Consider the following 23,068-nt stretch of genomic DNA (forward strand, 5'->3'; position numbering starts at 1 on the left):
ACGATGGTTATTTGTTGGAATTTGAACGTTCGGAAGCGTCCATTCGTTCCATGACTCTGGAATTTCAGGGTTAACCGGACGTGAGGGCTGGACGGGCGCGGCCGCCGGGGCCAGCCTGCGTGGCAGGCGCGGGCGCGATTCCCGCGCCGCCAGACGCCGCCGATCCGGATCTCCCATGCACCGCGCCGCCACTCCCACCGCACGCCGCGCCGACGCCGCCCACCTGGAGCGGGCGCTGGCGCTGCTGGAGCGCCTGCCGCTCGTCGACGGGCACAACGACCTGCCCTGGGTGATCCACGACGACGCGCGGGCGCGCGGCGACGTCGCCGCGTTCGATCCCGGCCGCCCCAGGCAGGACCATGACACCGACATCCCGCGCATGAAGCAGGGCCGCGTCTCCGCGCAGTTCTGGGCCGCGTTCATCCCCACGCTGACGCCGCATCCCGGCCGTACGGTGATGGAGGTGGTCGACATCATCCTGCGCCTCACCGAAGCCTACCCCGACACGTTCCTGCCGGCGCGCCGGGCGAGCGACATCGCGCGCGCCAAGGCGCTGGGCAAGATCGCCTCCTTCATCGCCATCGAGGGCGGAGTGGGGCTGGAGAACAGCCTGTCGCCGCTGCGCGTGTGGAACGCCGCCGGCGCGCGGCTGATGACGCTCTGCCATAACGAGACGCTGGACTGGGTGGACAGCGCCACCGACGCGCCGCGCCACGGCGGGCTCACCCCCTTCGGCCGCGCCGTCGTGCTCGAGCTGAACCGGCTAGGCATGATCGTCGACCTCGCGCACGTCTCTCACGACGTGATGCGGCAGGTGCTGGACATCACGCGCGCGCCGGTCGTGTTCTCCCACTCCAACGCCTTCACCCTGTGCGACCACCCCCGCAACGTGCCCGACGACGTGCTCGACCGGGTGCGCGCCAATGGCGGGCTGGTGATGGCGACCTTCGTGCCGAACTTCATCAGCCAGGCCTCGCGCGACTGGTACCGGCCGCTGTGCGACGCCTGGGGCAAGGCGGCCCCGCCCTCCGGGCCCGGCGACGCCTTCGCCGACCTCGCCCGCCGCGCCGGCGCGCCGCCGCGCGCCACGCTGGAGCAACTCTGCGACCACATCGAGTACATCGCCGGGCGCGCCGGCCTCGACCATGTCGGCATCGGCTCGGACTTCTACGGCGGCCGCACGCCGGACGGGCTGGAGGACGTCAGCCGCTTCCCGCATTTGTTGGCGGGGCTGATGGCGCGCGGATGGTCCGACGAGGCCATCGCGGGCATCGCGTCGGCCAATTTCGTGCGGGTGTTCCGCAAGGTGGAGGCGGTCGGCCGCCGCCTGCGCCGCACGGAGACGCCGCGCGTCGGCCGCGTCGAGGCTTTCGACCGCGCCTAGTGAGCGCCGGGAACGTTGGCGCGGGCGGGCCGTTTCCGCCCACCGGGCCGCTCCGCGCGGCCCCGCGCCATCGAGCAGGAGCTTGCCATGTCGGACATCGCGCACCAGGCCCAGGACGTGGCCGCGGATCTGTGGGAGGGCATGACGTCCGGCCCGCCCAACGTGGGAGACGTCGAACGCATCGCCTCGACCGTCATGGGCCTCGGCCTGCTGGCGTGGGGGCTGCGCCAGGGCGGAACCTCCGGCATGCTCGCCGGGCTTGCGGGCGTCATGCTGACGACGCGCGGCGCCACCGGCTATTGCCCCGCCTACGCCGCCATGGATAGCGCCGGCGACGACGAAGGCATGGGCCACCGCCCTGATACATTGCATTAGAGCGAATTTCACAACCTTCGGTCTACGTTAACCGAACCTCAACGGCGGAGCGGGATCATTCGCGATCCCGCTCCGCGCCTTTTCGGCCCGGGCGGACCTCTCTGGAGGCGAGGCCCGACGATGAAGGCCCATCGCGACCACGGGTTCGAGGCCGACGCGCCGCCCCGCGTGCAATACGCCGCGCTTCCGTACCGCTACGACCGGGGCGAGCTGTTCGTCCTGCTGGTGACCTCGCGCGACACCGGGCGCTGGATCATTCCCAAGGGATGGCCCGTCCACGGCAAGAAGCCGCACAAATCCGCCGCCCGCGAGGCGCTGGAGGAGGCCGGCGTCGTCGGCGTGGTGGCAAAGAAGCCGGTCGGCGTATTCGAGTACTGGAAGCGGCTGAGCGACAGCTTCGCGCTGTGCGCCGTGCGCGTCTTCCCGCTCTATGTCGAGCGGCAGCGCGCCGAGTGGCGGGAGCAGGGCCAGCGCCAATTGCTGTGGACGCGCCCGTCGGAGGCGGCCGAGCTCGTCGACGAGCCGGGCCTGTCGGCCATCATCCTCGCCTTCGAAGAGCGGATGCGCGAGCGCATGGCGCGGCTCGCGAGCTGAGCCGACCTCAGCCGGCGGCGCGCCCCAGCAGCTCGCGCGCGATGATTTCCCATTCCGCTTCGAGCGTGGACTCCGGACGGGAGCGTCCGGCGCGCGCGTACCAGTAACCGGCATTGCCGAGGTCGCCTTCCTTGCGGTGCAGGTAGGCATGGACCCACGAGCCGTCGCGGGCCTCGTCGGCCTGGGCGTGCGTATGGGCCTTCTCCCAGTCACCCTTGCCGTCCCACCACAGGGCCAGCAGGGCCTCGCCGAGGCCCGGCGGCGGCGCGGCCTCGCCGAGCGAGGCCCGGAAAGCGTCGAAGGTCATGCGTCCTCGCCGGTTTCTCGTCCTGCCGGGATTATAGGGCGTCGCCCGGCGCGCGCCATGCACGGGGGAGGGGCGGGGCGCGCCCTCGCGGCGTTGCTTCGCCCGCCTCGCGTGGCCTATCGTGCGCCGCCATCGGAAGACACGAATTGACCACTCCCGCACCCGCGCCGCGCCGTGTCTGGATCGACACGGATTGCGGCTTCGACGACATGGCCGCCATCGCGATGGTGGCCGCGGACCCCAACTGGGCCATTGCCGGCATCGGCCTCGTCGCGGGCAACGCGCCGCTGCCGGTCGTCGTCGACAACGCCGCGCGCATGAGCGCCTTCTTCGGCTGGCGCGCCCCTCTGCATGTCGGGCGCGACCGGCCGCTGATCGGCGAGCCGATCACGGCCCAGGCCATCCTCGGCGACGACGCGCTGGCGAGCGCCGGCCGCGGCCTGCCGCCGGCCCCGGCGCGCCTCTCCCCTACCGGCGCGCTCGACGCGCTGGCGCAAGCCGCCGCGCCGGGCGGCCTCACCGTTCTGGCGCTGGGCCCGCTGACCAACCTCGCCGTCGCCCTGCTGGCCCGCCCGGAGATCGCGCGCGGCCTCGACGGGATGATCTGGATGGGGGGCAGCGCCGGCGCGGGCAACCACACCGCGGCGGCCGAGTTCAACGCGCTGTGCGACCCCGAGGCCGTGCAGATCGTGCTCGATGCCGGCGTTCCCTTCACCATGGTCGGCCTCGACGCCTGCCGGACCGTGCCGATCTCGATGGAGGACGTCGCCCTCATCCGGTCGCGCGGCGGCGAGCGCGCCGAAATCCTCGCCGACCTCACCGAAGGCTATGTCCGCATCGGGCGCGGGCGGCCGATGGCGCTGTACGATCCCGTCGCCGCCGCCGCCCTGGTCGCGCCCGGGACGGTGGAGACCGCCCCGGCGCGGGTCGAGATGGAGCGTGGCGCGGGGCCGGCGCGGGGCATGACGATCTGCGAGTTTCGCGCGCACAAGGCCGCGCCCAACGCGCTGGTGGCGCGCCGGGGCGACGCGGCCGGCATCCTGGCGCTGATGCGTGCCGCCTTCGACGCCGCCAGCACGGGAGCATCCGCATGACCGGCGACCCCACGAGGACCGAACTCGTCGACCCGGCCGAGCGCCGGGCCGCCGTCGACGCGGCGCTCGGCCGCCGCCCCTTCGACGTGCTGGTGGCGGGCGGCACGGTGGTCGACGTCGCCACCGGCGAGCTGCGCGAGGCCGATGTCGGCATCGTCGGCCGGCTGATCGCGAGCGTGCATCCGCGCGGCGCGCGCGCCGACGCCGCGCGCATCGTCGACGCCGCCGGCGGCTTCGTCGCTCCGGGGCTCATCGACTCCCACATGCACGTCGAAAGCTCGATGATGACGCCGCGGGTCTACGCGCAAACCGTGCTGCCGCAGGGCACGACGACCGTGGTGTGGGACCCGCACGAGGTCGGCAACGTGCTCGGCCTCGAGGGCGTGCGCTGGGCCATCGCGGCGAGCCGCGACCTGCCCTTGCGGGTGCTGACTTTGGCCCCCTCCTGCGTGCCCTCCGCGCCCGGGCTGGAGCTCTCCGGCGCGACCTTCGACGGGCCGGAGATGCGCGAGATGCTCTCCTGGCCCGAGATCGCCGGCGTCGCCGAGGTCATGGACATGCGCGGCGTGCTGGACGGCTCGGCCCGCATGCGCGCCATCGTCGGCGAGGGGCTGGCCAGCGGCAAGCTCGTCTGCGGCCACGCGCGCGGCCTCGCCGGCCCCGAGCTGGAGGCCTACGCGGCGGCCGGGGTGGGCTCCGACCACGAGCTCGTCTCGGCCGAGGACTGCCTCGCCAAGCTGCGCGCCGGACTGACGGTGGAGCTGCGCGGCAGCCACGACTATCTGCTGCCCGACTGCGTGGCCGCGCTCAACGCCCTGCCCATGGTTCCGCAGACGCTGACTTTGTGCACCGACGACGTGTTTCCAGACGACCTGGTCGACAAGGGCGGCATGGTCGACCTGCTGCGCCGGCTGGTGCGCTACGGGCTGGCGCCGACCCAGGCCATCCGCGCCGCGACGCTGAACGCGGCCATGCGGCTGAAGCGCGACGACCTCGGCCTCGTCGGCCCGGGGCGGCGCGCCGACATCGTGGTGTTCGACGACCTCGCCACCCTCGGCGTGCGGCACGTGCTGGCCGACGGCGAGCTGGCGGCGAGCGCCGGCCGCCTCCTCTCGACGCTGCGCCCGGACCCCGTCGCCGCGCCCACGGCGACGATGCGCCTCGCGCCGCTCGCCCCGGACGACTTCGCCCCGCGCGTTCCCGGCCGGGCCGACGGCCCGGTGCGGCTCAACGCCATTCGCGGCGCGCGCTTCACCGCATGGTCGCAGGTTGAGACGCGGATCGAGGCCGGCCGGGTGGTGCTGCCGGACGGCGTCTCGGTGATGGCCATGGCGCACCGCCACGGCCGCGGCCCGGCGACGCCAGCGCTCGCTCTGCTGGAGGACTGGGGCACGTTCCGGGGTGCGTTCGCGACCACCGTCTCCCACGACTCGCACAACCTCGCGGTGTTCGGCCGCGACCCGGCCGACATGGCCGCCGCCGCCAACGCGCTGATCGCCTGCGGCGGCGGCATGGCCGTGGCCAAGGACGGCAAGGTGACGGCGCTGCTTCCCCTGCCGGTGTGCGGGCTGCTCTCGGAGGACGCGCCGGAGGCCATCGCCGCCGGCTTCCGCGCCGTGAAGGCCGCCTGCGACGACATCGCCGAGTGGAAGCCGCCCTACCGGGTGTTCAAGGCCTTCGTCGGCGCGAGCCTCGCCTGCAACGCGGGGCCGCATCTGACCGACCTCGGCCTGACCGACGGCGGCACGGGGGAAATCCGCCCGGCCGTCGTCGCCTGATCAGCGCGCCAGCGCGCCGATCTCGGCATTGGCCCGGCGCAGCCGGTCCGCGAGGCTGGCCCCGACCCGCAGCAGGATCTTGGCGCACAAAGCCGGCTCGCGCCGTTGCAGCGCCGCGAAGGCCTCGCGGGTGAGCATGTAGCAGCGCACCGGAGTGGCGGCCACGACGTCGGCGGTGCGCACACCGTTCTCGAACAGGGCGAGCTCGCCGAACATCGTGCCGGCTTCCAGCGACCCCAACCTATGGTGGCGGTCAGAGCCTTCAACCTTGACGCGAATGTCGCAGCGCCCGGCGACCGCCAAGAACAGTCGGTCGGCCTTTTCGCCCGTTCTGGCCAGAACATCGCCTGTTCCGAAGTGTTCCAGAACAAGGTGCCGTCGAAAGACGTCGAACTCGTCGGAGTCCAGCGTGTTCAGGAGGGCGAAGTCCGCCAATTCCACTTCGGCTTCGAAAGAATGCAAAACTCCGGCGGCTGCCAGGATTGCATCCTCGCAAGCTTCGAGCGCTGCGTCGACGCCATCGGCGAGGCGGAAGCCGGCGAGGCGCGGCGTCTCGGGGGAGGGCGCCAGCAGCGCCGCCTTGCCCTGCGCCGCAAGCTCTTCCGCCAGCCCCGACAGGACCCTCGCGGCGACCTCGCTCATCGAGGAAATCCGCCGTGAATCCAGGACGATATGATCGAATGACGCGGCTTCTCCGAGGATCAGGCGGGTCAGCCTCTCGGCGTCGGAGAAGGACAGGTCGCCCTGGATCTCGTAGACGGCGATGCGATGCGCCGAGCGGTCCAGCGCCTCCGTCTCCCGCTCCCGCCGCGCCCGCTTCGAGCGCACCTCGGACCCCCGGTAGGCGCGCCGCACGGCGCTCGTCCGCGCGCCCCGAAAATCCAGCAGATGCAGCTTCAATTCCCGGGAGAGGTTAGTACACACCTTGATGCCGCGCCAACTGTTCCCCGTCTCGTCAAGACGCGGGGAGTAAACTCCAAGTCCAAGCTGCTCGGGCAACACGGCCATGATTCCGCCGCCCACGCCGCTCTTGGCCGGCATGCCGACATCATACTGCCAACCGCCGGCGTAATCGTACATGCCGCAGGTCGCCATGACGCTGAGAACGTCGCGGGCGAGGTCCGGCGCCAGCACCCGCGCCCCGGTCAGCGGGTTCACTCCCTCGTTGGCCAGGGTCGCCCCCACAACCGCAAGGTCGCGGGCGGTGACCCGGATCGAGCACTGCAGGAAATACAGGTCGAGGTGCTCCTCGACCGGCCCGTCGACCATGCCCGCGTTCAACTCCAGGTAGGCAATGGCGCGGTTGCGATGGCCGGTCTGCGCCTCCGACCGATAGACCGCCTCGTCGATCTCCAGGGGGCGCCCGACAAAGGCCTCGAACATCGCCATGATGCGCGCCAGCCGCGCCTTGCGCCCCTCGCCCCGCACCAGGGCGGTAGCGGCGATGGCGCCCGAGTTGACCATCGGATTGAACGGGCGATTGTGCTGCTCGTCGAAGGCGATGGAGTTGAACGGGTCGCCCGAAGGCTCCACCCCGATCTTCCTGAGCACCGCCTCGCGGCCATGGTCGCGCAGCGCCAGCGCGTACACGATCGGTTTGGAAATTGACTGGATCGTGAAGGGCTTGCGCGTGTCCCCGACCTCGTGGACGAAGCCGTCCGTGATGGCCATGGCGATGCCGAAATCGCGCGGATCGGCGAGCGTCAGCTCGGGGATGTAGTCCGCCAGCCGTCCCTCGTCGTGATCGCGGTAGCGCCGGTGAATGTCCTGCAGGATGCGCTGCACCGGATGGCCGGCGAGAAGCGGCGCGGCGGCGCTCCCGCCCGGGTAAGCCTGCGTGTCGTCGGCCGTTGTCTGCCTCATGGTCCCCCTCCTCTCGGCGGAAAGGGACAGGCAAGAAACACGCCGAAGTTGCGCAGCTTTTAGTAGCAGCCGCCGGTCGGGCAGACCTGGCCCGGAATCTTGTTGATCTCGGGATAGGGCATGATCGGCTCCGGCGCGCCCTGCCGGCGCATGCGCGCCTGGTCGCGCTCGAAGTCGTGCAGGCTGCGCTGCAAGGCCCTGCGGCCGCGCGCATCGTTCATGTCGGGCAGGATCAACGTGTCCTGCGGAGGGGCGGGCAGCGGCGTCAGGGTGCCGGGACGCTTGCTCGCCGGCACGGTCTTGGCGATATCCGGCTTCTGCCCCTTCGCCTCCTGCTCGCGCCGCTTGGCGATCTTTGCGTCAATGCAATCGCGGTAGCCCGGCTTGCCCCAGGTGCAGTCCTCCGCACGCGCGGAAGTTGCAGCGGTCGCGAGGAAACCGGCGGCCAGGAGCGCGACCGAGTTGACGCAAAAACGGGCGATGGACATCGGCTTTCCCTTGCTCTGCCCATCAGATAAGCGCAAGGCCGCGCCCGCGCCAGAGGCGGGGCCGATCCGCCGACTACAACCTTGGGGTGAACTGGTCCCGCAGGACGTTCTTCTGCACCTTGCCCATCGTGTTGCGGGGGAGCTCGGGAACGAAGATCACGTATTTCGGCTGCTTGAACCGCGCCAGGCGCTCCCTGAGGCCGGCGCGGACGTCGTCCTCCGACACTTCCGCGCCCGGCTTGCGCACGATCACGGCGGTCACCGCCTCGCCGAAATCGGCGTCGGGGACGCCGATGACCGCGCTTTCCTCGACGCCCGGCAGGCCGTCGATCTCGGTCTCGACCTCCTTGGGATAGATGTTCAGGCCGCCCGAAATGATCAGGTCCTTGCCACGGCCGACGATATGGACGTATCCGCGCCCGTCGATCTTGCCGAGGTCGCCGGTGATGAAGAACCCATCCGGCCGGAATTCGGCGTTCGTCTTCTCGGGCATGCGCCAATACCCCTTGAAGACATTGGGGCCCTTGACCTCGATCATGCCGACGTCTTCGGCCGCCAGCTCGCGCCCGGTCTCCGGATCGACCACGCGCAGCGACACGCCCGGCAGCGGGAACCCCACCGTGCCGGGCACGCGATCGCCGTCATAGGGGTTGGAGGTGTTCATGTTGGTTTCGGTCATCCCGTAGCGTTCCAGGATGGCCTTGCCGGTGCGGGCGGAGAACTCGCGGTGGGTTTCGGCGAGCAGGGGGGCGGAGCCCGAGATGAACAGCCGCATCCCGGCCACGGCCTCGCGGATCAACCCTGGGTTGCCGAGCAGCCGCGTATAGAAGGTCGGCACGCCCATCAGCGCGGTCGCGCGGCCGGCCAGCGCCAGAACCTGGGCCGGGTCGAACTTCGGCAGGAAGATCATCGTCGCGCCAGCCGCCAAGATGGTGTTGGTGGCGACGAACAGCCCGTGCGTGTGGAAGACGGGCAGCGCGTGGATCAGCACGTCGGCCGGGGTGAAACGCCAATAGTCCTTGAGAGTCAAGGCGTTGCTGAGCAGGTTGTCATGGCTCAGCATGGCCCCCTTGGAGCGGCCGGTGGTGCCGGAGGTGTAGAGGATGGCGGCGAGGTCGTCCGGTTCGCGTTCGACGGTCGGGAAGTTCGGCTCCTGGCGGGCTGCAACCTCCGCGAGTGTACCACAACCATGCTCGTCGAGAGTCTCGACGCGCGCCACTTTCGCCGCCGCCGCGATGGGCGCCAGCGCGTCGCGCTTTGCAGGATCGCACACGAACAGCGACGGCTCCGCGTCGCCCAGGAAGTAGCTCACCTCCGCCGCCGTATAGGCGGTGTTGAGCGGCAGGAAGATCGCCCCGGCGCGGATGCAGGCGAGGTAAAGCACGAGAACTTCAGGGCTTTTCTCCACTTGCACGGCGACGCGGTCGCCGGTGGCGACGCCCAGCGCGCGCAGCGCGCCGGCCCAGCGCGCGGTCGCCTCCCACAGCCCGCCATAGGTGAGCACGGACCCGTCCGTCCGCTCCAGGAAGGTCCGGTCGTCGGCAATCGTGCAAGCGCGAAGCGAGTCGAAAAGGTGGTTGGCCACGCTGTTCTTGTCCCTATTCAACCGGAATTCGGCATGGAAGTCGGATCGTTCCGGCGCGCCAGGCGGCGCAGCACGTCGACCAGCACGTCCACGGCGACGCCGGCGTCTTCCGTGGTGATATGCTCGGCCGGGTTGTGGCTGATGCCGCCCCGGCAGCGCACGAAGATCATGCCGATCGGGCACAGCGCAACCATGGCGAGCCCGTCATGACCCGCCCCGCTGGTCAGGCGGATGGGTTGTATATTCCGCTCGGCGATACTTTGTTCGATCGAAGCAACCAGATGTTCCGCGCACTTCGCGGCCGGTTCGTCATAGAAACCGCGCACTTCGACCGTGACATTCCGTTGCTTTGCGATTTCCGAGAATTGTTCCGAGAGCGCCCGGATGGCGGCATCCCGGATCTCGTCGCGCGGGCTGCGGCAATCGAGCGTGAAGCGCACGCCGGACGGGATCACGTTCACCGCGCCCGGCTGGAACTGGAGCTGGCCGACCGTGGCCACGAGATCGGTCGTTTCGCGCGCCAGCCGCTCCACGGCCAGCACCATCTCGGCGGCGGCGGTTCCCGCGTCGCGGCGCAGCGCCATCGGCACGGTGCCCGCGTGGCCGGCGACGCCGGAGACTTCGACCACGGCGCGGGTCGCGCCGGCGATGGCGGTGACGACGCCGACGGGCGCGCCTTGCGCCTCCAGCACCGGCCCCTGCTCGATATGCGCCTCGAGGTAGCCGATCACCTGGCTCGGGTCGCGCCTCAGCGCGGCGATGCCGTCCGGGTCGAGCCCGAACGCGACCAGCGCCTCGCGCAGGCTCACGCCGTCGTCGTCCCGGGCGTCGAGCGAGGCGGGGTCGAACAGGCCGGCCAGCGCGCGCGAGCTTGTCAGCGTCACCGGGAAGCGCACGCCCTCCTCGTCGCCGAAGGCCAGCACCTCGATGGCGAAGGGCAGGCGCTCGCCCCTCTCGTGCAGCCGCGCCACCGCCTCGATGGCGGCGAGCACGCCGAGATTGCCGTCATAGATGCCGGCGTTGCGCACCGTGTCGATGTGGGAGCCGAGCAGCATCGTCTTGCCGCCGGGCGCGGCAGCCGGATAGCGGCCGACGACGGTGCCGGCGGCGTCCATCGCCACCTCCATGCCGGCCTCGCGCATCCAGGCGGCGACCTGGTCGGCGGCCTGGCGATGCTCCGGGGTGAGATAGAGCCTCGTCATCTCGCCCGGCTGCGCCGTGAAGCGCGACAGCTCCTTGAGCCGCGCCATCAGCCGTTCGCCGCCCTTCGCCCCGTCCGTCATCCGTCGCCCTCCCGCGCGCCACGCCGCCCCGGCGGCCACCGTTTATGGCGCGGCCCCGCGCGGCGGCGCAAGGGGCCGCCCGGCCGCCCCGGCCCGCTTTATCACCGCCGGTCGAGCAGCTCCTTGGCGATCATGCAGTGCACGCCCTTGGAGCCGTTGACGGTCTGGGTCACGTGCAGATCGGCGGCGAGGGAGCAGAGCGTGTAGGCGTCCTCGCGCGACAGGCCGGCCTTCTCGCCCATCAGCACGATCATGTCGCGCAGGGCGCGGACGACACACTGGTCGAGGTCGGGGTCCATGCCCATGGTGATGTAGTGCGTCGGCGTCTCGGCGCGCGGGTAGGTGAAGACGAGGTCGTCGCGCAGCACGAACTCGAACGTGCCTTGCAGCGCGGTCTCGATGGCGGTGACGTTGACCTCGCCGTCGCCCTGCGCGCCGTGGCCGTCGCCGCACGAGAAATTGGCGCCGTCGACGAACACCGGCAGGAACAGGGTCGCGCCGGCGACGAGCTCCTTGTTGTCGATGTTGCCGGCGAAGGCGCGCGGCACGAGCGAGGTCAGCCGTCCCCAGCCGCGCGGCGGCGCGACGCCCATGACGCCGAAGAACGGCGCGAGCTTCAGCTCCAGCCCCCAGGGCAGGGTGGCGACATTGCGCTGCGCGTCGAGCGGGATGTGCAGCATCCGCGTCTCGTGGAAATCGTCCTGCAGCGTGCCGGCGAGCGGCCGGATGACGTTGTAGCCCCAGTCCTGCCGGAGCTGGATGTCCTTGATGCGCACCTCCAGCACGTGGCCGGGCTTGGCTCCTCGCACCGCCACCGGCCCGGTGAGGATGTGGCCGGGGAGCTGCTTCACGGCGCGCTGGTGAACCTCGTGGATCTCGGGCGGCACGTGGAAGCCGGGGCCGGGCAATTGCTCGGGCGCGCCGGCGAGGCAGTCGATGGTGACGCTGTCGCCGCTCTCCACGGTGAGCACGGGCGGCAGCGATCCGTCGAAGAAGCCCCAGTGGCAGGTTTCGGCGCTCGCTTTCAGGTGGTGATGGGCCATGGTGTCGATGTGTCCGGGTTGGGGGAAGGGTCAGCCCTCGCGGGGCGCGTAGTCGGTGGGGTCGAGCGTGGCCGGACGGCCGGGCAAGGAGAGCGCGGCGACGCGCGGGGCGGTCTCGGCGATCACCGCGCCGCGCCGGACCACGGCGAGCCGCGTCGCGCGCAGGCGGATCGCCTCGATCGGGTCGGCCGCCTGCAACAGCACGAAGTCGGCGTTGCAGCCGGGCTCCAGCCCGTAGCCCTCCAGCCGCATGGCGCTGGCGGCGTTGACGGTGACGGCGTCGAAGCACCAGCGCATCGCCTCGCGCGACGAGAGCTGGCCGACATGCAGCCCCATCGAGGCGACTTCGAGCATGTCGCCGCTGCCGAGCGAGTACCAGGGGTCCATGACGCAGTCGTGCCCGAACGCCACGTTGACGCCGGCGGCGCGCAACTCGGGCACGCGCGTCTGGCCGCGGCGCTTCGGGTAGGTGTCGTGCCGGCCCTGCAGCATGATGTTGATGAGCGGGTTGGCGATGGCGTGGACGCCGGCTTCGGCGATCAGCGGGATGAGCTTCGAGACGTAGTAATTGTCCATCGAGTGCATCGAGGTGAGGTGCGAGCCGGCGACGCGGCCCTGCATGCCGTGGCGCTGCGTCTCATAGGCCAGCGTCTCGATGTGGCGCGACAGCGGGTCGTCGGTCTCGTCGCAATGAATGTCGACCAGCAGGCCGCGCTCGGCGGCGATCTGGCACAGCGCCCGCAGCGAGGCCGCGCCGTCCGCCATGGTGCGCTCGAAATGCGGGATGCCGCCCACCACGTCGACGCCCTTGTCCAGCGCCCGGCGCAGATTGTCCGCCGCGCGGGGCGAGCGGTAATAGCCGTCCTGCGGGAAGGCGACGAGCTGCAGGTCGATATAGGGCGCGATGCGCTTTTTTACCTCGAGCAGCGCGTCGACCGCGAGCAGGCGGTCGTCGCACACGTCGACATGGGTGCGGATGGCCAGCAGGCCCTGCGACACGGCGAGGTCGCAGTAGCGCAGCGCGCGCTCGACCACGGCTTCCTGCGTCAGCAGCGGCTTCAGTTCGCCCCACAGCGCGATGCCTTCCAGCAGCGTGCCCGAGCGGTTGAGGCGCGGCAGGCCGAGCGACAGGGTGGCGTCCATGTGGAAGTGGCAATCCACGAAAGGCGGCGAGACGAGCCGGCCCTCGGCCTCCAGCGTGCGCCGCGCCGCGCCGTCGAGGCGGGGCGCGACGGCGGCGATCCGCCCGCCCTGGCAGGCGATGTCCTGGCCGGTCCGCCCGTCCGGGAGGGCAGCGTTGCGGACGACGAGATCGAAGGTCATGGCGGGCTCCTCGAAAGGCTCTCGGACGGGCTGGCGCGCACGCCGCGCGGCGCGCTCCCGCGTGGGCGGCGCGGCGCTCAGCGCTGGCCGCGAAAATAAGGCTGCATCAGCGCCCGTGGATAGTCCGCCCGGCGGGCCACGAGCAACAAGGCGAGGATGGAGAGGGCGTAGGGGACCATCAGGAACACCTGGCTCGGCGCCACGCCGCCCGACACGGTCTGCAGCCGCACCTGGAAGGCGTCGAAGGCGCCGAACAGCAGCGCGCCGAGCAGCGCCTTGCCGGGCCGCCACGACGCGAACACGGTGAGCGCGATGCACACCCAGCCGCGCCCGCCGATCATGCCGAAGAAGAAGGCGTTGAAGGCGGACATGGTGAGGAACGCGCCGCCGAGCGCCATCAGCGCCGAGCCCGCCATCACCGCGCCCATGCGCAGCGCCGTCACCGACAGGCCCTGCGACTCGACCGCCGCCGGGTTGTCGCCGCAGGCCCGCAGCGCGAGGCCGAGCGGCGTGCGGGCGAGGACGTAGCCGAGCACGACGACGAGCCCGATGGCGAGCCAGGTCAGCGCCGTCTGCTGCGCCAGCACCTCGCCGAGCACCGGGATGGCGCGCAGCGGGCCGGGATCGAGCGGCTGGAAGGGCGTGATGCGCGGCGGGCTGGTGACGCTGGGAAACGCCACCCGGTAGCCGAAATAGCTCATGCTGGTGGCGAGCAGCGTCACGCCGATGCCGGTGACGTGCTGGGACAGGCCGAGCGGCACGGTGAGGATGGCGTGCAGCAGGCCGAAGGCCGCGCCGGTGAGCGCGGCGACGGCGACGCCGCCCCACAGCGACAGCCCCAGATAGACCGACAGCCAGCCCGCCATCGCCCCCGCCACGAAGATGCCCTCGATGCCGAGGTTGAGCACGCCCGCCCGCTCGCACAGCAGCGCGCCGAGCACGCCGAAGATCAGCGGCGTGGCGATGCGCAGCGCCGCCGCCCAGAAGCTCGGGTTGGCGAGGATGTCGAGCGTCGCGGTCATGTCCTGGCATCCCGGCGGGTGAATTCCACGCGGTAGCGCGTCGCCAGCCCGCCGACCAGCACGCAGAGCAGCGCCATGGCGACCACGAGGTCGGCGAGATAGTTGGAGACGCCGATGGAGCGGCTCATCGTGTCCGCGCCCACGAACACCCCGGCGACGAAGATCGAGGCCGGGATCACGCCCAGCGGCGACAGGCCGGAGAGCATCGCCACGACGATGCCGGCGTAGCCGAAGCCGGGCGACAGGTCCGCCGTGAGATAGCCCTTCAGCCCCGCCACCTCGCACGCGCCGGCGAGCCCGGCGCACGCGCCCGACAGCAGGCCGACGCGCAGCATGGTGCGGGTGACGGGCAGGCCGGCATAGCGCGCGGCGGGCGCGTTCTCGCCGACGGCGCGGATCTCGAAGCCCCAGACGGTGCGGTCGATCATCAGCTGCGCCAGCACGGCGGCGACGACGGCGATGCCGAAGCCCCAGTGCAGACGCATCTTGTCGACGATCTTGGGCAGCACCGCCTCGTCGACCAGGGGCTCGGACTGCGGCCAGCCCAGCCCCATCGGGTCCTTCATCGGGCCTTCCAGCATCATCTGCACGAACAGCAGCACGATGAAGTTGAGCAGCAGCGTCGTCACCACCTCGTCAGCCGAAAAGCGCAGCTTGAAGACGACGGGCGCGAGCATCAGGAGCGCGCCGGCCGCCGCGCCCGCCAGCAGCACCAGCGGCACGAGGGCCGGCGCGGGCAGCGACACCGCGCCCGTGCCCACCGCCACGGCGGCGAGCGCGCCGGCGTAGAGCTGGCCCTCCGCGCCGATGTTCCACAGCCGGGCGCGGAACGCGATGGCGGCGGCGAGGCCGGTGAAGATCAGCGGCGTGGCGCGCGACAGCGTCTCGGTGAAGGCGAACAGCGAGCCCGCCGCGCCCTCGGCCATCAGGCGGAACGCGCCGGCCACCGGGGCGCCGGTGAGCGCCAGCGGCACGGCGGTGAGCGCCAACGCCGCCAGCGCCGCGCCGACCGACGCCACCGCCGACAGCCAGAGCGGGGGATTGTCGCGCCGCGCCAGCCGGATCATGGGGCCCTCCCGCCGGCCGTCTCGAACTCGGGCTCCTGCGTCGTCGGGTCATGCCCGGCCATCATCAGCCCGACGGCGCGGGTGTCGAGCGTCTCGGTGGCGAAGGAGGGCGTCAGCCGCCCGTGATGGATGGCGGCGATGCGGTCGGCCAGCACGAAGATTTCGTCCAGGTCCTCGGAGATCAGCAGCACGCCCGCGCCGCGGTCGCGCGCCGCGATGAGGCGGCGGTGGACGTCGGCCGTGGCGGCGACGTCGAGGCCGCGCGTCGGCTGGTTGGCGAGGATGAGCATGGGCGAGCGCTCCAGCGCGCGGGCGAGGATGACCTTCTGCATGTTGCCGCCGGAGAGCAGGCGGATGGGCGCGTCCGGCCCGGGGCAGCGCACGTCGAAGGCGGCGATGGCCTCCTCGGCGTGCTCGCGCGCGGCGCGGCGGCGGATGAAGCCGAGGCGCTGGAACGCGCCGTCGCGCACGCTCTCCAGCATCAGGTTCTCGGCGATGCTCATGCGCCCGATGCTGCCTTCGCGATGGCGGTCCTCCGGGATGCGTCCGACCCCCCGGCGCACCATCGCGGCGGGATCGGCGGCGCGGATTGTGCCGCCCAGCACTTCCAGACGTCCGCTGCGGGGCGCGGCGAGGCCGGCGACCAGCGCCGCCAGCGCGCCCTGTCCGTTGCCGGAGACGCCCGCCACCCCGACGATCTCGCCGCCATGGACGACGAGGCTCGCCTCGCGCAGCGCGCCGCGCCCGCGTTCGCCGTCGGCGCTGGCATGATCCAGCACCAGCACCGGCGGGCCGCCGGGCCGGCGCGGCGTGCGCGTCACCTCGATGCTGCGGCCGACCATCAGGTCGGCGAGGGTGGCGCGGTCGCAGCCGGCGGCGGCGCGGTCGGCGACGAGCCTTCCTCCGCGCAGCACGAGGATGCGGTGGCACAGGGCCACGACCTCGGCCAGCTTGTGGCTGATGAAGATGACGGCGAGGCCGCGCGCCGCCAGCGCGCGCACGGTCGCCGCCAGGCCGTCGGCCTCCTGCGGGGTGAGCACGGCGGTCGGCTCGTCGAGGATGAGCACGCGCGCGTCGCGGTAGAGCGCCTTCAGGATCTCGACGCGCTGCTTCTCGCCCACCGACAGGCGCGACACCGGCGCGTCGAGGTCGACGTCGAGGCCGGAGGAGGCGGCGATCGCCTCGACCCGGGCGCGCGCGCCGCCGCCGCCATAGGAGAGCCGCCACAGCGATTCCGTGCCGAGCACGATGTTCTCGAAGGCGGTGAGGTTCTCCGCCAGCGTGAAGTGCTGGTGGACCATGCCGACGCCGGCCCGCAGCGCCGCCTCCGCCGAGCCCGGCGGCAGCGGCGCGAGCGCGCCGTCGGGGCCGGCCACCGACACCTCGCCCTCGTCGGCGACGTAGTGGCCGAAGATGATGTTCATCAGTGTCGTCTTGCCCGCGCCGTTCTCGCCGAGCAGGGCGACGATCTCCCCGGGCGCGACCTCGAAGCCGATGTCGTCGTTGGCGATCAGCGGGCCGAAGCGCTTGGTGATCCCGCGCAGCGACAGCACCGGCCGGGCCGGCGCGCGCGCCTCGGCCTGCGGGCCCCGCGCGGCGCTCATCGGCGGGCCGCGCCGGGACGATCCCGCCGCGACGCGGCGGGGCGGAAGCGGCCGGCGGAGCGAGCCGCCGGCGCTGTCGGACGATCGGTCACGAGGGACCGTCCGGTCACATGGTCGACTTGGGCTCGGCGTCGTTGACGTCGACGCGGAACAGGCCGTCGGCGATCTCCTTCTCCTTCGCCTGCACCAGCGCGGACACGTCGGCGGGCACCAGCGCCGGGTCGAGCGGGGCGAGGCTCGCGCCGCCATAGGACATGTAGCTGAACTGCCCGTAGTCGATCGGCTCGAACGTGCCGGCGGTGACCGCCTTCACGGCGCGGTCGATGGTCGGCTCCATGTGCCACAGGGCGGAGGCGAGGATGACGCCCGGATAGTCCTTGGCGGTGTCGATGACGTTGCCGATCGCCTTGACCTTGCGCTCCTTGGCCGCGTCGGTGACGCCGAAGCGCTCGGCGTAGAGAATGTCCGCGCCCTTGTCGATCATGGCGAAGGCGGCCTCCTTCGCCTTGGGCGGGTCGTACCAGGAGTTGATGAAGGAGACGAGGAACTTGACATTCGGGTTGACCGACTTCGCGCCCTCCATGAAGGCGTGCATCAGCCGGTTGACCTCGGGAATGGCGTAGCCGCCCACCATGCCGATGACATTCGACTTGGTGGTCTTCCCGGCCACCATGCCGGACAGGTAGGACGGCTCGTGGATCCAGTTGTCGAACACCGCGAAGTTCGGCTTGGTCGGTCCGAAGGACGAGCCCATCAGGAAGGCGATCTTGGGGTAGTCCGCCGCCACCTTGCGGGCGGCGCGTTCCACCGCGAAGGCCTCGCCGACGATCAGGTCGTTCCCCTCCTGCGCGTACTGGCGCATGACGCGCTCGTAGTCGGTGTTGGCGACGTTCTCGGAGAACTTGTACGTCACCTCGCCGCGCGCCTGCGCCGCCTTGAGCGCCTTGTCGATGCGCGACACCCATTGCTGCTCGACGGGCACGGTGTAGATGGCCGCGACCTTGATCGGCGGCGTCTTCTGCGCAAAGGCCGTGCCGCCGGTCGCGGCGAGCGCGGCGAAGCCGGCCCCGAGGCCCAGCGCGGCGCGGCGGTTGAGGTCGGCGGTGATCCTGCTCGTCATGGTCGTCCCCCTGGTCGGCCCCTGAATCGCCGGAGTGTCACGCGGGACGAGGGCCAAATCAACGCGAAAGCCCGCCGCGCGGGGCGCTGTCCACCGCCGCCGGGGGGAGGCGGCTACGCCCGCCAGCCCGGCTCGGCGTCGGGAGGGGCGGGCGAACCGTCCCGGCCGGTCCGGATCGCCGCCTCCAGGGCGCGCCAGCGCGTGACGATGCGGTCATCCCAGGGCGCGCGGTCGAAGGCGCGGCGCGCCTCTTCCACCAGCACCTGCAGCTCGATGACGAGCTGTTGCGTCTCGGGCGTGCCGGGCGCGCGGGCCATGGCGTCGAGCACCGCGTCGAGCGCGACGAGGTCGAGCGGCCGATCGATGAAGCGCATGGCGTCGTTGTCCTTCGCGGGGCCGGCGGCGTGCCGGGGCTCATTCCGGCGGGCCAACTTCCGGGAGCCGCCGGGCGTTCCAGGCAGGCGGGCGGGAACGTCGCCGCGCGCGCCCGCGTTGGCGGCCGGGGGAGTACGGGACCTGATCGATGCCGACGACCGACGGTTCCGCTCCGTCTTCCACCCATTCGGACACCTTCGCCCGCCGCGTAGCGGTGGCGGTGTGCATTGCGCTCGGCATCGGCGCGCTGGCGGCGCTGCTCGTCGAGCTGTCGCAGGTGCTGCTGCTCATCTTCGGCGCGGTCGTCGTCTCGACCGTTCTGCACGCCATCGGCGATCCCATCGCCCGCCGCACCGGCATCCCGCGCGTCTGGGCGCTGCCGCTGTCGGCGCTGATCGTGCTCGGCGTCGTCGGCGGCACGCTGTGGTTCCTCGGCGCGCAGGTGGCGGGGCAGCTCGCCCAGGCCGCTCAGGCGGCGGAGTCCGCCATTCCGAAGGTCGGCCACGCCCTCGGCGTGCCGGACCTCGAGGCGGTGATCGCGTCCGAGTTCCAGCGGCTGGCGGGCGGCGACATGCTCGGCCGCGTCACCTCGCTGGGCGCGACGGCGCTGGGGGCCGCCACCGACCTCCTGATCGTGCTGTTCGGCGGCGTCTACATCGCGCTGACGCCGCGCCTCTACCGCGACGGGTTCGTAATGCTGCTGCCGCAGGCCGCGCGCGCCAAGACGTCGCGCGCCTTCGACGCCGCCGGGCGGGCGCTCAAGCTCTGGCTGCTCGGGCAGTTGTTCGCCATGGTCATCACCGGCGTGCTGACGGGGCTGGCGCTGTGGTTCATCGGCGTGCCGGCGGCGGCGGGGCTGGGGCTCATCGCCGGCGTGCTCGAGTTCATCCCGCTGCTCGGCCCCTTCCTCGGCGCGGCGGCGGGCATCCTCGCGGCGGCGGGCATGGGCACGTCGGCGCTGATGTGGACCATCGCCGCCTTCCTGGCGATCCAGCAGATCGAGTCGAACGTCATCCAGCCCATCGTGACGCGCCGCTCGGTCGAGATTCCGCCCGCGCTGCTGCTGTTCGCCGTCATCGCCTTCGGCGCGATGCTGGGCGTGCTCGGCGTTATTCTCGCCGTGCCGCTGACGGTCGTCCTCTACGTGCTCGTCAAGGCGCTCTACGTGCGCGAAGTGCTCGACGAGCCGACCAGCGTGCCGGGGGAGGCGAAGCCCGGCTGATCAGGGCAGGGCGCGCAGATGCCGCACGGGGCGTCCCGGCGCGACGGACTGGGCGGCCGCCGCGATGGCGTTCGCGTCGATGCCGAAGTGGCGGTAGAGGTCGGCGAGCGAGCCGGTCTGCCCGAAATGCTCGACGCCGAGCGCCCGCAGGCGGTGGCCGTGCACCGAGCCGAGCCAGGCCAGCGTCGCCGGGTGCCCGTCGATCACCGTCACCAGGCCGCAATCGCGCGACAGCGGCGCCAGCAGGCGCTCGACATGGCTCATCGCGCCGGTCTGGCCGCGCTGGCGGGCGCGCTCCGCCGCCGTCCAGCCGGCGTTGAGGCGGTCGGCCGAGGTGATGGCGAGCAGGCCGACGTCGCGGCGGTCCTCGCCGATCAGCCCGGTGGCGGCGATCGCCTCGGGGGCGATCGCGCCCTGATAGGCGATCACCACTTCGCAGTTCGGGCCCGGCGGGCGCAGCCAGTACGCCCCGTCGATGATGGCGGCGGCCAGCTCCGGCGTCATGGCCCGGCCGGGCTGCTCGACCGGCCGCGTCGACAGGCGCAGGTAGACGGAGCCGCCGGTCTCGTCGCGCAGCCAGCTCTTTTCCTCGATCGGCCTGTCGTCGTGCTCGCCCTCGCCGTGGCGCTGCATGTAGTCGAAGGCGAAGCGCATCATCACCGCCAGCTCGTCGACGAAGGCGGGCTCGAAGGCGCAAAGCCCGTCCTGGGCCAGGCCGATCAGCGGCGAGGAGATCGACTGGTGCGCGCCGCCCTCCGGGGCCAGCGTCACGCCCGAGGGCGTCGCGACCAGCAGGAAGCGCGCATCCTGGTAGCAGGCGTAGTTGAGCGCATCGAGCCCGCGCGCGATGAACGGGTCGTAGAGCGTGCCGATGGGCAGCAGGCGCTCGCCGAAAAGCGAGTAGGACAGGCCCAGCGCGGACAGCGCCAGGAACAGGTTCATTTCGGCGATGCCCAGCTCGAGGTGCTGGCCGGTGGGCGAGAACTCCCATTTCTGCGCCGAGGCGATGCGCTCCTCGCGGAACGTGTCGGCCATCGAGGCGCGGGCGTAGAGTCCGCGCCGGTTCACCCACGGGCCGAGATTGGTCGAGACGGTGACGTCCGGCGAGGTGGTGACGATGCGCTCGGCCAGCGGGCCGCCGGCGCGCGCGATCTCGTCGAGGATGCGGCCGAAGCCCATCTGCGTCGAGACGACGGGCTGCGTCGCGGCCTCCAGCGTGGCGGGCACCGGGATCGCCGGCGCGTCGAGCCGGCGGCGGCCGCGGGCGTGGAAGGGCGAGCGGGCGATGAACGCCTCCAGCTCGCGCCGCGGAAGGGCGAGGCCCTCGAACTTGTCCCATTCGTGCCCGGGCCGGACGTTCATGCCGGCGCGGAACTGGTCCATCTGCGCCGGGGTCATCAGGCCGGAGTGGTTGTCCTTGTGGCCGGCGAGCGGCAGGCCGTGGCCCTTGACGGTGTAGGCGATGAAGCAGACCGGCCGGTCGTGGTCGATGCTCTCGAACGCCTCCAGCAGGGTCGGCAGGTCGTGGCCGCCGAGATTGGTCATCAGCGCGGCCAGTTCCTCGTCGCTGCGCCGCTCGATCAGCTTCGTCACGGGCCCCTGGTCGCCGAGGTCGTCGAGCAGGCGCTTGCGCCAGGCCGCGCCGCCCTGGAAGGTCAGCGCCGAATAGACCTGGTTGGGGCAGGTGTCGATCCACTCGCGCAGGCGCTCGCCCCCGGGCTCGGAGAAGGCCTGCCGCATCAGCGAGCCGTGCTTCAGCGTCACGACGTCCCAGCCCATCGAGCGGAACAGGGCCTCGAAACGGGCGTACAGCCCCTCGCGGATCACCGCGTCCAGGCTCTGGCGGTTGTAGTCGATGATCCACCACGTGTTGCGGACGCCGTGCTTGAAGCCCTCCAGCAGCGCCTCGAAGATGTTGCCCTCGTCGAGCTCGGCGTCGCCGACCAGGGCGATCATGCGGCCTTCCGGCTCGTCGCCGCCCCAGCCGTGCGCCCTGACGTAGTCCTGCGCCAGCGAGGCGAACAGCGTCTGCGCCACGCCGAGCCCGACCGAGCCGGTCGAGAAGTCGACATCGTCGACGTCCTTGGTGCGCGAGGGATAGCTCTGCGCGCCCTTGTAGCCGCGGAAATTCTCCAGCTTGTCGCGCGTCTGCAGGCCGGCCAGGTACTGGATGGCGTGGAACACGGGACTCGCGTGCGGCTTCACCGCCACGCGGTCGTGCGGGCGCAGCACGGCGAAATAGAGCGCCGTCATGATGGCGGCGAGCGAGGCGGAGGACGCCTGATGCCCGCCCACCTTCAGCCCGTCCTCGTTGGTCCGCACATGGTTGGCGTTGTGGATCATCCACGATGCGAGCCACAGCACCTTTCGATTCAGCTCCGTGAGCGGCGGCAGGCGGGGATCGGACACGGACGGGCCTCCTCTGGGTGTTCGCGATCCTGTCCCGGCCGGAGCCGCCGCTCAAGTCCCGATTGACCGGTCCGGCCGTCTCCCTACGATGCGGCGGCGACGCCGCGCCGGCGACGCGCCTGCAGACCGCCCGATTCGAGAGCCCGATTCATGCCCGCCTCCGCCGCCAAGTCGACCATCGCGCTGATCGGCGTTCCGCTCGAGCTGGGCGCCGGCGCGGCCGGCACCGTGATGGGGCCGGCGGCGCTGCGCACGGCCGGCCTGCGCGCCGCCATCGCCGGGCTCGGCCACCACGTCGTGGACGAAGGCGACATGGACGTGCCCCACGCCGTACCCGAGTTCGCGCCGGGCGAGCTCGCCAATTGCCGCAACCTCTCCGACGTAGCGGCCTGGACCGGCGAGATCCACGACCGCGCCCTCTCACTGCTGGCGAGCGGCGCGCTGCCGATCTTCATGGGCGGCGACCATTCGATCGCCATGGGCACGATCAGCGCCGTGTCGCGCTTCTGCGCCGAGGCGGGGCGGCGGCTGGTGGTGCTGTGGCTCGACGCCCACGCCGACTTCAACACGCCGGCGACGTCCCCCTCGGGCAACATGCACGGCATGTCCGTGGCGTTCCTGTGCGGCGAGCCGTCGCTGACGCCGGTGCTGGGCGAGCGCGCCTTCCCGGCGCTGGCGGCGGGCGACATCCACCTGTTCGGCGTGCGCTCGGTCGACGCCGAGGAGCGGCGGACGCTGGTGGAGCGCGGCGTCGACTGCGTCGACATGCGAATGATCGACGAGTTCGGCATGTCCGCCCTGCTGCGCGGCATCCTCGACGGGCTCGACCCCGAAACGACGCACCTGCACGTCAGCTTCGACGTCGATTTCCTCGACCCGGAGCTCGCCCCCGGCACGGGGACGACCGTGCCCGGCGGCGCCACCTACCGCGAGGCGCACCTCGTGATGGAGATGCTGCACGACAGCGGCCTGGTGCGCTCGCTCGACATCGTGGAGTTGAACCCCTTCCTCGACGACCGCGGCAAGAGCGCCCGCGTGGCGGTCGATCTGGTCGGCAGCCTGTTCGGCCGCTCGATCGTGCACCGGCCGTCGCCGCGTGCGTAGCGATGTGCGCGGCGCGACTTGCGCGCGC

At 71.7% G+C, this 23,068-nt stretch carries 20 protein-coding genes; 7 read left to right on the forward strand and 13 right to left on the reverse strand.

Going from position 1 to position 23,068, the window contains the following annotated elements:
• Window positions 1-175: 175 nt before the first annotated feature.
• The 3 genes from NK718_RS00970 (at window position 176) to NK718_RS00980 (ending at window position 2,353) form a co-directional block, all read left to right on the forward strand.
• Entirely contained in the window at window positions 176-1,384 is a 1,209-nt protein-coding gene (locus NK718_RS00970) for a dipeptidase (RefSeq protein WP_254737651.1), read from the forward strand.
• Window positions 1,385-1,471: 87 nt separating this feature from the next.
• Window positions 1,472-1,759, forward strand: a complete 288-nt coding sequence (locus NK718_RS00975; RefSeq protein ID WP_254737655.1) for a YgaP family membrane protein — start codon at window positions 1,472-1,474, stop codon at window positions 1,757-1,759.
• 120 nt (window positions 1,760-1,879) lie between these two features.
• Window positions 1,880-2,353 carry an NUDIX hydrolase gene (locus NK718_RS00980; protein WP_254737657.1) on the forward strand — a complete coding sequence of 158 codons (474 nt, stop codon included), beginning with the start codon at window positions 1,880-1,882 and terminating at the stop codon, window positions 2,351-2,353.
• A gap of 7 nt (window positions 2,354-2,360) precedes the next feature.
• Here the strand turns inward: NK718_RS00980 and NK718_RS00985 are convergent, their stop codons facing one another.
• Window positions 2,361-2,660, reverse strand: a complete 300-nt coding sequence (locus NK718_RS00985) for a hypothetical protein (protein WP_254737660.1) — start codon at window positions 2,658-2,660, stop codon at window positions 2,361-2,363.
• 146 nt (window positions 2,661-2,806) lie between these two features.
• Between NK718_RS00985 and NK718_RS00990 the strand changes: the two genes are divergently transcribed.
• Window positions 2,807-3,754 carry a nucleoside hydrolase gene (locus NK718_RS00990; RefSeq protein ID WP_254737662.1) on the forward strand — a complete coding sequence of 316 codons (948 nt, stop codon included), beginning with the start codon at window positions 2,807-2,809 and terminating at the stop codon, window positions 3,752-3,754.
• A complete protein-coding gene (locus NK718_RS00995; protein ID WP_254737666.1) occupies window positions 3,751-5,532 on the forward strand; it encodes an adenine deaminase in 1,782 nt (593 codons plus the stop codon). Before NK718_RS00990 ends, NK718_RS00995 begins: the two co-directional genes overlap by 4 nt.
• Here the strand turns inward: NK718_RS00995 and glsA are convergent, their stop codons facing one another.
• From glsA to NK718_RS01050, 11 genes are all read right to left on the reverse strand, one after another.
• A complete protein-coding gene (glsA, locus tag NK718_RS01000; RefSeq protein ID WP_254737668.1) occupies window positions 5,533-7,395 on the reverse strand; it encodes a glutaminase A in 1,863 nt (620 codons plus the stop codon).
• 59 nt (window positions 7,396-7,454) lie between these two features.
• Window positions 7,455-7,883 carry a hypothetical protein gene (locus NK718_RS01005; RefSeq protein WP_254737671.1) on the reverse strand — a complete coding sequence of 143 codons (429 nt, stop codon included), beginning with the start codon at window positions 7,881-7,883 and terminating at the stop codon, window positions 7,455-7,457.
• 73 nt (window positions 7,884-7,956) lie between these two features.
• Window positions 7,957-9,468: a malonate--CoA ligase gene (locus tag NK718_RS01010; protein WP_254737674.1), complete on the reverse strand. Its 1,512-nt coding sequence runs from the start codon at window positions 9,466-9,468 to the stop codon at window positions 7,957-7,959.
• Between the two features lie 17 nt (window positions 9,469-9,485).
• Window positions 9,486-10,751: an allantoate amidohydrolase gene (locus tag NK718_RS01015; protein WP_254737676.1), complete on the reverse strand. Its 1,266-nt coding sequence runs from the start codon at window positions 10,749-10,751 to the stop codon at window positions 9,486-9,488.
• A 101-nt stretch (window positions 10,752-10,852) separates the two neighbouring features.
• A complete protein-coding gene (locus NK718_RS01020) occupies window positions 10,853-11,794 on the reverse strand; it encodes an acetamidase/formamidase family protein (RefSeq protein ID WP_254737678.1) in 942 nt (313 codons plus the stop codon).
• Between the two features lie 30 nt (window positions 11,795-11,824).
• Window positions 11,825-13,117, reverse strand: coding sequence for an amidohydrolase family protein (locus NK718_RS01025; protein WP_254737680.1), 1,293 nt, complete (start codon window positions 13,115-13,117; stop codon window positions 11,825-11,827).
• A 77-nt stretch (window positions 13,118-13,194) separates the two neighbouring features.
• Window positions 13,195-14,139 (reverse strand): ABC transporter permease, encoded by a 945-nt coding sequence (locus NK718_RS01030; protein ID WP_254737682.1) that lies wholly within the window; start codon window positions 14,137-14,139, stop codon window positions 13,195-13,197.
• Window positions 14,136-15,206, reverse strand: coding sequence for an ABC transporter permease (locus tag NK718_RS01035; protein WP_254737684.1), 1,071 nt, complete (start codon window positions 15,204-15,206; stop codon window positions 14,136-14,138). Before NK718_RS01035 ends, NK718_RS01030 begins: the two co-directional genes overlap by 4 nt.
• Window positions 15,203-16,810, reverse strand: a complete 1,608-nt coding sequence (locus tag NK718_RS01040; RefSeq protein ID WP_254737686.1) for an ABC transporter ATP-binding protein — start codon at window positions 16,808-16,810, stop codon at window positions 15,203-15,205. The genes NK718_RS01035 and NK718_RS01040 overlap by 4 nt, the downstream gene beginning before the upstream one ends.
• A 106-nt stretch (window positions 16,811-16,916) precedes the next feature.
• On the reverse strand, window positions 16,917-17,930 hold the full coding sequence (locus NK718_RS01045; RefSeq protein WP_254737688.1) for a BMP family protein: 1,014 nt from the start codon (window positions 17,928-17,930) through the stop codon (window positions 16,917-16,919).
• Between the two features lie 113 nt (window positions 17,931-18,043).
• Window positions 18,044-18,304, reverse strand: a complete 261-nt coding sequence (locus NK718_RS01050; protein WP_254737690.1) for a hypothetical protein — start codon at window positions 18,302-18,304, stop codon at window positions 18,044-18,046.
• A gap of 149 nt (window positions 18,305-18,453) precedes the next feature.
• Here NK718_RS01050 and NK718_RS01055 point away from each other — a divergent pair, with 149 nt between their 5' ends.
• On the forward strand, window positions 18,454-19,527 hold the full coding sequence (locus NK718_RS01055) for an AI-2E family transporter (RefSeq protein ID WP_254737692.1): 1,074 nt from the start codon (window positions 18,454-18,456) through the stop codon (window positions 19,525-19,527).
• Here NK718_RS01055 and NK718_RS01060 read toward each other — a convergent pair whose 3' ends face one another.
• Window positions 19,528-21,936, reverse strand: a complete 2,409-nt coding sequence (locus tag NK718_RS01060; protein WP_254737694.1) for a thiamine pyrophosphate-binding protein — start codon at window positions 21,934-21,936, stop codon at window positions 19,528-19,530.
• 150 nt (window positions 21,937-22,086) lie between these two features.
• On the opposite strand from NK718_RS01060, the gene rocF reads away from it, so the two are divergent.
• Window positions 22,087-23,040 carry an arginase gene (rocF, locus tag NK718_RS01065; RefSeq protein ID WP_254737696.1) on the forward strand — a complete coding sequence of 318 codons (954 nt, stop codon included), beginning with the start codon at window positions 22,087-22,089 and terminating at the stop codon, window positions 23,038-23,040.
• Window positions 23,041-23,068: the final 28 nt, after the last annotated feature.

The organism is Alsobacter ponti, from assembly GCF_024294805.1.
Lineage (GTDB): Bacteria > Pseudomonadota > Alphaproteobacteria > Rhizobiales > Beijerinckiaceae > Alsobacter > Alsobacter ponti.